10 protein-coding genes are annotated in these 10,937 nt (G+C 66.8%); 9 read left to right on the plus strand and 1 reads right to left on the minus strand.

The window, feature by feature from the left end; all coding sequences use genetic code 11:
* The first annotated feature begins 208 nt into the window (after nt 1-208).
* From ctaC to ACFRKB_RS22750, 4 genes are all read left to right on the plus strand, one after another.
* Complete coding sequence (ctaC, locus tag ACFRKB_RS22735; protein ID WP_383108120.1) at nt 209-1,171, plus strand: aa3-type cytochrome oxidase subunit II; 963 nt, start codon at nt 209-211, stop codon at nt 1,169-1,171.
* Complete coding sequence (gene ctaD / locus ACFRKB_RS22740; protein WP_365977381.1) at nt 1,168-2,907, plus strand: aa3-type cytochrome oxidase subunit I; 1,740 nt, start codon at nt 1,168-1,170, stop codon at nt 2,905-2,907. Before ctaC ends, ctaD begins: the two co-directional genes overlap by 4 nt.
* The gene (locus ACFRKB_RS22745; RefSeq protein WP_365977383.1) at nt 2,904-3,302 is read left to right on the plus strand and encodes a cytochrome c oxidase subunit 4; all 399 of its coding nucleotides are present in this window, start codon (nt 2,904-2,906) and stop codon (nt 3,300-3,302) included. Before ctaD ends, ACFRKB_RS22745 begins: the two co-directional genes overlap by 4 nt.
* Before the next feature lie 105 nt (nt 3,303-3,407).
* A complete protein-coding gene (locus tag ACFRKB_RS22750; protein WP_383108122.1) occupies nt 3,408-4,661 on the plus strand; it encodes a L,D-transpeptidase in 1,254 nt (417 codons plus the stop codon).
* A gap of 73 nt (nt 4,662-4,734) precedes the next feature.
* Here the strand turns inward: ACFRKB_RS22750 and ACFRKB_RS22755 are convergent, their stop codons facing one another.
* Nucleotides 4,735-5,136 (minus strand): DNA-binding transcriptional response regulator, encoded by a 402-nt coding sequence (locus ACFRKB_RS22755; protein ID WP_383108124.1) that lies wholly within the window; start codon nt 5,134-5,136, stop codon nt 4,735-4,737.
* Between the two features lie 197 nt (nt 5,137-5,333).
* Between ACFRKB_RS22755 and ctaE the strand changes: the two genes are divergently transcribed.
* From ctaE to trpD, 5 genes are all read left to right on the plus strand, one after another.
* On the plus strand, nt 5,334-5,954 hold the full coding sequence (gene ctaE, locus ACFRKB_RS22760; RefSeq protein WP_365977385.1) for an aa3-type cytochrome oxidase subunit III: 621 nt from the start codon (nt 5,334-5,336) through the stop codon (nt 5,952-5,954).
* A gap of 70 nt (nt 5,955-6,024) precedes the next feature.
* Nucleotides 6,025-6,834, plus strand: a complete 810-nt coding sequence (gene qcrC, locus ACFRKB_RS22765; protein ID WP_365977386.1) for a cytochrome bc1 complex diheme cytochrome c subunit — start codon at nt 6,025-6,027, stop codon at nt 6,832-6,834.
* On the plus strand, nt 6,831-7,886 hold the full coding sequence (gene qcrA, locus ACFRKB_RS22770) for a cytochrome bc1 complex Rieske iron-sulfur subunit (protein ID WP_383108126.1): 1,056 nt from the start codon (nt 6,831-6,833) through the stop codon (nt 7,884-7,886). The genes qcrC and qcrA overlap by 4 nt, the downstream gene beginning before the upstream one ends.
* Entirely contained in the window at nt 7,883-9,508 is a 1,626-nt protein-coding gene (gene qcrB / locus ACFRKB_RS22775) for a cytochrome bc1 complex cytochrome b subunit (protein WP_383108128.1), read from the plus strand. The genes qcrA and qcrB overlap by 4 nt, the downstream gene beginning before the upstream one ends.
* Nucleotides 9,509-9,702: 194 nt before the next feature.
* Nucleotides 9,703-10,767: an anthranilate phosphoribosyltransferase gene (gene trpD, locus ACFRKB_RS22780; protein WP_383108130.1), complete on the plus strand. Its 1,065-nt coding sequence runs from the start codon at nt 9,703-9,705 to the stop codon at nt 10,765-10,767.
* Nucleotides 10,768-10,937 lie beyond the last annotated feature (170 nt).

The raw sequence follows: 10,937 nt of genomic DNA on the forward strand, positions 1-10,937 counted from the left end.
AGGGCTCCCGGGCAGCCCCGGGCAAGGTCAGGCCACCCCTTCGGGGAGTCGGGCGGCGCGTTGGGCACCCTCCCCGCACGGCCCCAAAACGCGTCCAGTAGGGTTTGGTCCGCATAAACATCCAAACCCCTGCCCGCGTCAGGGCCGGCGACCGACCAGGAGACGGCCGCAGCCGGCCGCGCGGGCGAGACTCTCGGGAAGGCGCTACGTGAGTCCCAACGGCTCCGACCGCTCGTCGCGGCGCCCGATGCGGCGGAAGCTGCCGCAGGTGCTGACTGCGGGCCTGATCCTCGCGACCGCCACCGGTTGCACATACAAGGACTTCCCCCGCCTTGGAATGCCCACCCCAGTGACGGAGGAGGCTCCCCGGATCCTCTCCCTCTGGCAGGGCTCGTGGGCGGCAGCGCTCATCACGGGCATCCTGGTATGGGGCCTGATCCTGTGGAGCATCATCTTCCACCGGCGCAGCCGCACGAAGGTGGAAGTCCCTCCGCAGACCCGGTACAACATGCCCATCGAGGCGCTGTACACCGTGGTCCCGCTCATCATCGTCTCGGTGCTGTTCTACTTCACCGCCCGGGACGAGTCGAAGCTCCTCTCGCTCTCCGAGAAGCCGGCCCACACCGTGAACGTGGTCGGCTACCAGTGGAGCTGGGGCTTCAACTACATCGAGAACGTGGACCGTAACCCCGCTACGGGCAATGAGATCCCCCCGGAGCTCGACGCCATCCCGAACCGGTTCACGGAGCAGTTCCCCAAGGGTGCCGAGGGCGTCTACGACGCCGGTGTCCCGGGCCAGCGGAACCCGCAGACCGGGAACCCGGGTCCGACCCTGTGGCTCCCCAAGGGCGAGAAGGTCCGGTTCATCCTGACGTCGCGTGATGTCATCCACTCCTTCTGGGTGGTGCCGTTCCTGATGAAGCAGGACGTCATCCCGGGGCACACCAACTCGTTCGAGGTGACCCCGAACCAGGAGGGCACCTTCCTGGGCAAGTGCGCCGAGCTCTGCGGCGTCGACCACTCGCGGATGCTCTTCAACGTCAAGGTGGTCTCCCCGGAGCGCTACCAGAAGCACCTGGAAGAGCTGGCCAAGAAGGGTCAGAGCGGCTACATCCCGTCGGGCATCGCGCAGACGGATCCGGCCAGGAATGCGGAGACGAACAAACTGTGAGCATCCTCAACGAACCCCAGGGTGCCGCCGCAGCAGCTGACGACTCCTACGAGAGTGAGCTGCCGGTACGGCGCAAGCAGCCGGGCAATGTCGTCGTGAAGTGGCTGACCACCACAGATCACAAGACGATCGGCACGATGTACCTGGTCACGTCGTTCGCGTTCTTCTGCATCGGCGGTCTGATGGCGCTCTTCATGCGCGCCGAACTGGCCCGTCCCGGTACGCAGATCATGTCGAACGAGCAGTTCAACCAGGCGTTCACGATGCACGGCACGATCATGCTGCTGATGTTCGCGACGCCGCTGTTCGCCGGATTCGCGAACTGGATCATGCCGCTGCAGATCGGTGCGCCCGATGTGGCGTTCCCGCGGCTGAACATGTTCGCGTACTGGCTCTACCTCTTCGGCTCGATCATCGCCGTGAGCGGTTTCCTCACCCCGCAGGGTGCCGCGGACTTCGGCTGGTTCGCGTACTCGCCGCTGTCGGACGCGGTGCGTTCGCCGGGTATCGGCGCGGATCTGTGGATCATGGGTCTGGCCTTCTCGGGCTTCGGCACGATCCTCGGTTCGGTCAACTTCATCACCACGATCATCTGCATGCGCGCGCCCGGCATGACGATGTTCCGGATGCCGATCTTCACCTGGAACGTACTGCTGACCGGTGTGCTGGTCCTGCTGGCCTTCCCGGTGCTGGCCGCCGCGCTCTTCGCGCTGGAGGCGGACCGCAAGTTCGGTGCGCAGATCTTCAACTCCGCCAATGGCGGTGCGTTGTTGTGGCAGCACCTGTTCTGGTTCTTCGGGCATCCAGAGGTGTACATCATCGCCTTGCCCTTCTTCGGCATCGTCTCCGAAGTGATTCCGGTCTTCTCGCGCAAGCCGATGTTCGGTTACATCGGTCTGGTGGCGGCGACGATCGCGATCGCGGGCCTGTCGGTGACGGTGTGGGCGCACCATATGTACGTGACCGGCGGTGTGTTGTTGCCGTTCTTCTCGTTCATGACCTTCCTGATCGCGGTGCCCACCGGGGTGAAGTTCTTCAACTGGATCGGCACGATGTGGAAGGGCTCACTGTCCTTCGAGACGCCGATGCTGTGGACGATCGGATTCCTGATCACCTTCGTGTTCGGCGGTCTGACCGGTGTGATCCTGGCATCGCCGCCGATGGACTTCCATGTGTCCGACTCCTACTTCGTGGTGGCGCACTTCCACTACGTGGTGTTCGGCACGGTGGTGTTCGCGATGTTCGCCGGATTCCACTTCTGGTGGCCGAAGTTCACCGGCAAGATGCTGGACGAGCGGCTCGGGAAGATCACCTTCTGGACGCTGTTCATCGGCTTCCACGGCACCTTCCTCGTCCAGCACTGGCTGGGTGCCGAGGGCATGCCGCGCCGTTACGCGGACTATCTGGCCGCCGACGGTTTCACCGCGCTGAACACCATCTCCACGATCAGCTCGTTCGTCCTCGGCCTCTCCGTCCTGCCGTTCTTCTACAACGTCTGGAAGACGGCCAAGTACGGCAAGAAGATCGAGGTCGACGACCCGTGGGGCTACGGCCGTTCACTCGAATGGGCGACTTCCTGCCCGCCGCCGCGGCACAACTTCCTCACGCTGCCGCGGATCCGTTCCGAATCGCCGGCGTTCGATCTGCACCACCCCGAGATCGCCGCGCTGGAGCACCTTGAGCTCGACGACCAGCAGGACACCGCCCTCGCGGGTGGCAAGGAGGTCGGCAAGTGAAGATCCAAGGCAGGCTGTTCATCTGGCTGAGCGTCTTCATCCTGGCCACCGCCGTCGTCTACGGCGTCTGGTCGAAGGAGCCGGTCGGTACGACGGCGCTGTTCCTGGCCTTCGGCCTGAGCGTCATGATCGGCTTCTATCTGGCCTTCACGGCTCGCCGGATGGACGCGCTGGCTCAGGACAACAAGGAGGCCGACGTCGCGGACGAGGCCGGCGAGGTGGGGTTCTTCGCCCCGCACAGCTGGCAGCCGTTCTCGCTCGCCGTCGGTGGCGCGCTGGGCTTCCTGGGTGTAGCAATCGGTTGGTGGCTGCTGTACTTCTCGCTGCCGCTGATTCTGATCGGCCTCTGGGGCTGGGTCTTCGAGTTCTACCGGGGCGAGAACCAGAACCAGTAGCACACTGAGTGAACCAGGGGCCCGAGCATTCCCATTCGGAGTGCTCGGGCCCCCGTTTGCCACTCTCGGCGCGCGGAAAGTGGCGAGCGTTCTTACCTTGTGATCATGACCCACAAGCCGCGCTTGCGCACCGTCCTGAGCTGCACCCTGCTGGTCGTGTCCCTCCTGGCGAGCGCGACCGCGTGCAGCAGCGATGAGAAGCAGCACCCGCTCTCCACGAAGCCGTCCGACGCCACCGGAAAGATTGCCTTCAGCACGTCCGCGGGCAAGACCAAGGCCGACCCGGACAAGCCGCTCGAAGTCACCTCCACGGGGACCGACGGCAAGATCACCGACGTGACCGCCGTCGACAAGACGGGTCACTACCTGGCCGGCGAGCTCACTGCCGACGGCACACGCTGGCACTCCACGGCGCCCCTGGCCGCCGGCAGCCGCTACACCGTCAAGGTCTCCACGGAGAACAAGAAGGGCGCCCCGGGCCTCCGGACGCTCACCTTCGACACCCGCCCCGCCAAGAAGAAGCTCACCGTCGAATTCGGCCCGGACTCCGGCGAGTACGGGGTCGGCCAGCCCATCACCGCCACGCTCAGCGAGCCCGTCACCTCGAAGAAGGCCAGGGACGTGGTCGAGCGGTCCCTGAAGGTCCGCTCCACGCCCGCCGCGGACGGCGGCGCCTGGCACTGGGTGGACGACACCGAACTGCACTACCGCCCCAAGGACTACTGGCCCGCCAACGGGACCGTCACGGCGTCGAGCACCCTCGAAGGCGTGAAGATCAGCAAAGAGCTGTACGGCGGCGCGGTCAAGCCGATCAAGATGAAGACCGGCGACCGGGTCGAGGCCATCGTCGACGCCAGCGCCCACTACATGACGGTCTACGTCAACGGGGAAGAGATCAACAGCATCCCGGTGACCACCGGTAAGCCGGGCTTCTCCACGCGTAACGGCATCAAGGTCGTCCTGGGCCAGGAGTACTTCGTCCGCATGCGCGGCACCAGCGTGGGCATCGGCGGCGGTGAGGGCTACGACCTGCCCGTCTACTGGGCCACCCGCGTCACCTGGAGCGGGGAGTACGTACACGCCGCGCCGTGGTCCGTGGGCTCGCAGGGGTCCGCGAACGTCAGCCACGGCTGCGTGGGCATGTCCACCGGCAACGCCGCCTGGTTCTTCGAGACCGTCCAGGAGGGCGACATCGTCCAGGTCATCAACAGCGCCGGGGACTACATGGAGGACTTCGGCAACGGCTACGGCGACTGGAACGTGGACTGGAAGGACTGGCGCGAGGGCAGCGTCCTCCAGGCCGGGACGAGAGAGGGCAGCAGCCCCGCCGACAAGGCGAGGCTCCGCCCCGTCGTCTGAGCCCCGTCCGAGTCCCGGAATCCGAACCGAGTCATCCGAGAGAGGGCCGTGGACGCCTTGGCGTCCGCGGCCCTCAGGCGTCTACGGAGAGCCTGGCGCGCAGCAGGGAGGCCAGCGCCTCCGCGAAGCCGACCGGCTCGACCGGAAGGGTCACCGCGGCGTCCGCGCGGCTCCAGGTGGCCAGCCAGGCGTCCTGCGGGCGGCCGATCAGCAGCAGCACGGGCGGGCAGTTGAAGATCTCGTCCTTGATCTGCCGGCAGACCCCCATGCCGCCCGCGGGGACCGTCTCGCCGTCCAGCACACAGACGTCGATGCCGCCGCGGTCCAGATGCTTGAGCACCGCGGGCAGAGTGGCGCACTCCAGGAACTCGACCTGCGGCACGTCGGAGGCGGGCCGGCGCCCCGCCGCCAGCCGGACCTGCTCGCGGGTGTTCGCGTCGTCGCTGTAGACCAGCACCGTGGCGGTCGGCTGCATTGTTCCTCCGTGACATCAGTGTCTGCGAGGGCTTCAGGGCGTCATTGCCATGAACCGATGCCGCGGATGCTACTCCGTCGGACACCATGTCAGCACGGGTAATGACACCCCTTCGCGGGTCCGTTCGACCTGGGCACACCGCATGGACACACCGAACGGCACCCCCCGGAGTCAGGGCGGGATAAGCGACCGACATAATGTCGGTCGTGGCGACAGCAACGACAGTAGAAACCGGGCACGCGCACCCGTCGGTCAATCGGCCGAACCTCACCAGCGTCGGAACCATCATTTGGCTGAGTTCCGAGCTGATGTTCTTCGCGGCCCTCTTCGCGATGTACTTCACCCTGCGATCGGTGATGGGAGCCGAGTACTGGAAGGAAATGGCTCATGCCCTGAACATCCCGTTCTCGGCCACGAACACCACGATCCTGGTGCTCTCCTCCCTCACCTGCCAGCTCGGCGTCTTCGCCGCCGAGCGGGGTGACGTGAAGAAGCTCCGCACCTGGTTCGTGGTCACGTTCGTGATGGGTGCGATCTTCATCGGCGGCCAGGTCTTCGAGTACACCGAGCTGGTCAAGGTGGAGGGCATCTCGCTCTCCTCCGACCCGTACGGCTCGGTGTTCTATCTGACCACCGGCTTCCACGGCCTGCATGTGACAGGGGGTCTGATCGCGTTCCTGTTCGTCCTGGGCAGGACGTACGCGGCCAAGAGATTCACCCATGAGCAGGCGACCGCCGCCATCGTCGTGTCCTACTACTGGCACTTCGTCGATGTCGTCTGGATCGGCCTTTTCGCCACGATCTACTTGATCAAGTAGCCGGGCACCGCGCCCGAGCGCACACAGTCCAGAAGCACCGACGCAGAAGATCCTGACACCGGGGTAATCCGTGAAAAAGCTCTCCGCACGACGACGCCATCCGCTGGCGGCGGTCGTCGTCCTACTCCTCGCGCTGGCGGCCACCGGGGGGCTGTACACCGCGTTCGCGCCCGCGGGCAAGGCGCAGGCTGACGAAACCGCCCAGTCCCTCGCCATCGAGGAGGGCAAGAAGCTCTACGCCGTCGGCTGCGCCAGCTGCCACGGCACCGGCGGTCAGGGATCCTCTGACGGCCCGAGCCTGGTCGGCGTCGGCTCCGCCGCCGTGGACTTCCAGGTCGGCACCGGCCGTATGCCGGCCATGGCGCCCGGCGCCCAGGTGCCGAAGAAGAAGGTCATCTACTCGCAGAAGGAGATCGACCAGCTCGCCGCGTATGTCGCGTCCCTCGGCGCCGGTCCGATCACGCCGACCGCGAAGCAGTACAGCCCCGCCGGTGCGGACATCGCCAACGGTGGCGAGCTGTTCCGTACCAACTGCACCCAGTGCCACAACTTCACCGGTGAGGGTGGGGCGCTGACACACGGCAAGACCGCGCCGTCGCTTGAGGGTGTGGATCCGAAGCACATCTACGAGGCCATGCAGACCGGCCCGCAGAACATGCCGTCCTTCCCCGACTCCACGATGCCGGAGCAGGAGAAGAAGGACGTCATCGCCTACATCAAGGCGGTGAACGGCGAGGAGACCGAGAGCCCCGGAGGTCTGAAGCTGGGTGGCCTCGGCCCCGTCAGTGAAGGGCTCTTCGCCTGGGTCTTCGGTCTGGGTGCTTTGATCGCAGTTGCCGTCTGGGTCGCGGCCCACACCGCTAAGGCCAAGAAGTCATGAGTAGCCAAGAAGAGATTCCAGAAGAGAACCTGCCGAGCGAGCAGGGGGCCGCGCACGGCGCGGTGGAGCGTACGGACGACCCGTTCGCCGACCCGGGACTGCCGGCCCACCGGCCGCGTGTGCAGGACATCGACGAGCGGGCGGCCAAACGGTCCGAGCGCACGGTCGCCTTCCTGTTCACGCTGTCGATGGTCGCGACCGTCGCCTTCATCGCCTCGTTCGTGGCGTTCCCGGTCGACAAGAGCGTCTTCATCTTCCCGTTCGGCCATGTCAGCATCCTGCACTTCTCGCTGGGACTGACCCTCGGCATCGCGCTGTTCTGCATCGGCGCCGGCGCGGTCCACTGGGCCCGCACGCTGATGTCGGACGTGGAGACCGCCGACGACCGCCACCCGATCGAGGCGACGCCCGAGGTCAAGGCGAAGGTCCTGGAGGACTTCGCCGCCGGTGCGGCGGAGTCCGGCTTCGGCCGGCGCAAGCTGATCCGCAACACCATGTTCGGCGCGCTGGCGCTGGTGCCGCTCTCCGGCGTGGTGCTCCTGCGCGACCTGGGCCCGCTGCCCGAGAAGAAGCTCCGCTCCACGCTGTGGCGCAAGGGCAAGCAGCTCATCAACATGAACACCAATGAGCCGCTGCGTCCCGAGGACGTCGTCGTGGGTTCGCTGACCTTCGCCATGCCGGAGGGTCTCGACACGCACAGCGAGGACTTCCAGAAGCAGATCGCCAAGGCGGCTCTGATGATCGTCCGGATCCAGCCGGACGAGATCAAGGACAAGCGCGAGCTCGAATGGTCCCACCAGGGGATCGTGGCGTACTCGAAGATCTGCACCCATGTCGGCTGCCCGATCAGCCTGTACGAGCAGCAGACGCACCACGCGCTGTGCCCGTGCCACCAGTCCACCTTCGACCTCTCCGACGGCGCCCGCGTCATCTTCGGCCCCGCCGGTCACCCCCTTCCGCAGCTGCGTATCGGTGTGAACGCCGAGGGCAACCTCGAAGCGCTCGGCGACTTCGACGAGCCCGTCGGCCCTGCCTTCTGGGAGCGCGGATGAGTACCGCTGACGACAAGAACCGTAAGGTGCCCGCCGGTGAGCGGGTGGCCGACTGGGCGGACGGCCGGCTGGGCATCTACAGCCTCGCCAAGTCCAACATGCGGAAGATCTTCCCGGACCACTGGTCCTTCATGCTCGGTGAGATCGCCCTCTACAGCTTCATCATCATCATCCTCACGGGTGTGTATCTGACGCTGTTCTTCCACCCGTCGATGAACGAGGTGGAGTACCACGGCGGCTACGTCCCGCTCCAGGGCGTGATGATGTCGGAGGCGTTCGCCTCCACGCTGGACATCAGCTTCGACGTCCGCGGCGGTCTGCTGATCCGGCAGATCCACCACTGGGCGGCGCTGATCTTCCTCGCGGCCATGCTGGTCCACATGATGCGCGTCTTCTTCACGGGCGCGTTCCGCAAGCCGCGCGAGATCAACTGGCTGTTCGGCTTCCTGCTGTTCGTCCTGGGCATGTTCACCGGGTTCACCGGTTACTCGCTCCCGGACGACCTGCTCTCCGGCACCGGTGTCCGGTTCATGCAGGGCGCGATCCTGTCGGTGCCGGTCGTCGGAACGTATCTGTCGATGTTCCTGTTCGGCGGCGAGTTCCCCGGCGGCGACTTCGTGGCCCGGTTCTACTCGGTCCACATCCTGCTGCTGCCCGGCATCATGCTCGGCCTCGTGGTGGCCCACCTGATCCTGGTCTTCTACCACAAGCACACGCAGTTCGCGGGCCCCGGCCGTACGAACAGGAACGTCGTGGGCATGCCGCTGCTGCCGGTCTACATGGCGAAGGCCGGAGGCTTCTTCTTCCTGGTCTTCGGTGTGATCGTGATCGTCTCCGCGATCGCCACGATCAACCCGATCTGGGCCATCGGCCCGTACCGTCCGGACCAGGTGTCCACCGGCGCCCAGCCCGACTGGTACATGGGCTTCTCCGAGGGACTCATCCGTGTGATGCCCGGCTGGGAGATCAACTTCGCGGGTCACACCCTGGTCCTGGGTGTCTTCATCCCGCTGATCATCTTCCCGCTGGTGCTGGTCGCGATCGCGGTCTACCCGTTCGTCGAGTCCTGGGTCACCGGCGACAAGCGCGAGCACCACATCCTGGACCGCCCGCGCAACGCACCGACCCGTACCGCGTTCGGTGTGGCCTGGCTGACCTGGTACTTCATCCTGCTGGTCGGTGGCGGTAACGACCTGTGGGCGACCCACTTCCATCTGTCGATCAACGCGATCACCTGGTTCGTCCGGATCGCCTTCTTCGTCGGACCGGTCATCGCCTTCATCGTCACCAAGCGGATCTGCCTGGGCCTCCAGCGGCGCGACGCCGAGAAGGTGCTGCACGGACGCGAGTCCGGCATCATCAAGCGGCTGCCGCACGGTGAGTTCGTCGAGGTCCACACCCCGCTGGAGCAGGGAGACCTGCACAAGCTCACCGCGCACGAGCAGTACAAGCCGGCCGAGATCGGCCCCACGGTCGACGAGAACGGCGTGGAGCGCAAGGTGAGCCCCACCGAGAAGCTCCGCTCGAAGCTGAGCAAGGGCTACTACGGCGAGGGCGCCCAGATCCCCAAGCCCACCGCCGAGGAGTACAAGGAGATCACCAGCGGCCACGGCCACCACTGATCCCGCCCGGCCTCACCAGGTCGCCACCACCGAGGGCCCCGGCCCGGTCTCCCGCGAGGGAACCGGCCGGGGCCCTCGGCGTATGTCCTGTCCCGGAGTACGGGCATCCGCCCTGCGCGCCGGTACGCGCCGATAGGCTGGCCACAGGCCGCACACCAGGCCCACGCATTGGACCCGGACACCCAGGAGCGAGCATGAGCGCTGTGACCCCCGTCGGAGGCGACACCACGGCGGCCCGCACCTGGCCGGGCGTACTGGACGCGCTGCTGAGCGGCACCGACCAGAGCGCGGACGCCACGGCCTGGGCGATGGACCGGATCATGAGCGGCGAGGCGACCAACGCCCAGATCGCCGGGTTCGCCGTCGCGCTGCGGGCCAAGGGCGAGACGGTCGAGGAGATCAGCGGTCTCGTACGCGCGATGTACGCGCACGCCAACCTGATCGAGGTACCCGGCCGGACCGTCGACATCGTCGGCACCGGCGGCGACGGCGCCAAGACCGTCAACATCTCGACCATGTCGTCGATCGTGGTCGCCGGCACCGGCGCGAAGGTCGTCAAGCACGGCAACCGCGCCGCGTCCTCGGCGAGCGGAGCCTCCGACGTACTGGAGAAGCTCGGCGTCAACCTGGCACTGACCCCCCAGCGGGTCGTCGAGGTCGCCGAGGAAGCGGGGATCACCTTCTGCTTCGCGGTGAAGTTCCACCCGGCGCTGCGTCATGTGGCCGCCGCGCGGGGCGAGTTGGGCATCCGCACCACCTTCAACTTCCTGGGCCCCCTCACCAACCCGGCGAAGGTCCGCGCGCAGGCGACGGGCGTCGCGGACGCCCGTATGGCGCCGATCATCGCGGGCGTACTGGCCGAGCGCGGCTCCTCAGCCCTTGTCTTCCGCGGCGACGACGGCCTCGACGAGCTGACCACCACCGCGACGTCGCGGGTATGGGTCGTACGGGACGGCAAGGTGACGGAGGAGGCGTTCGACCCGCGGGACGTGGGCCTGGAGCTGGTGCCGGTGGAGGCGCTGCGGGGGGCGGACGCCTCGTACAACGCGGATGTCGCGCGGCGGCTGCTGGCGGGGGAGACGGGGCCGGTGCGGGACGCGGTGCTGCTGAACTCGGCGGCGGCGTTGGTGGCGCTGGATCCGACGGGGGAGTCGCTGTCGGCGCAGCTGTCGGCGGGGATGGAGAGGGCGGCGGAGTCGATCGACTCCGGCGAAGCGGGGCGGGCTCTCGCCCGCTGGATCGCGTCGTCGCAGTCGTAGGGCTTGCCGTTTGCCGTGTGCCGTTGTCCGGGGTGCGTTTCGGCTCGGGCCGGTGGTCGGGTGCGGGTGCGCGTGGGTGCCGGGGGCCGGTGTCTCCGGAGGTGCGTGTCCGGACTGCTTTCCTCACCGCGCTTCGCGCGAGCTGCGACGCTTTACGTCCGGACACGCAC

The organism is Streptomyces scopuliridis, assembly GCF_042790125.1.
In the GTDB taxonomy this organism is placed as follows: Bacteria; Actinomycetota; Actinomycetes; order Streptomycetales; family Streptomycetaceae; genus Streptomyces; species Streptomyces scopuliridis_A.

Excerpts from the sequence above, each read along its gene's own strand:
- ACFRKB_RS22750 (WP_383108122.1), top strand. The coding sequence starts at position 3,408 with ATGACCCACAAGCCGCGCTTGCGCACCGTCCTGAGCTGCACCCTGCTG.
- ACFRKB_RS22755 (WP_383108124.1), bottom strand. The coding sequence starts at position 5,136 with ATGCAGCCGACCGCCACGGTGCTGGTCTACAGCGACGACGCGAACACC.
- ctaE (WP_365977385.1), top strand. The coding sequence starts at position 5,334 with ATGTCGGTCGTGGCGACAGCAACGACAGTAGAAACCGGGCACGCGCAC.
- qcrA (WP_383108126.1), top strand. The coding sequence starts at position 6,831 with ATGAGTAGCCAAGAAGAGATTCCAGAAGAGAACCTGCCGAGCGAGCAG.
- qcrB (WP_383108128.1), top strand. The coding sequence starts at position 7,883 with ATGAGTACCGCTGACGACAAGAACCGTAAGGTGCCCGCCGGTGAGCGG.
- trpD (WP_383108130.1), top strand. The coding sequence starts at position 9,703 with ATGAGCGCTGTGACCCCCGTCGGAGGCGACACCACGGCGGCCCGCACC.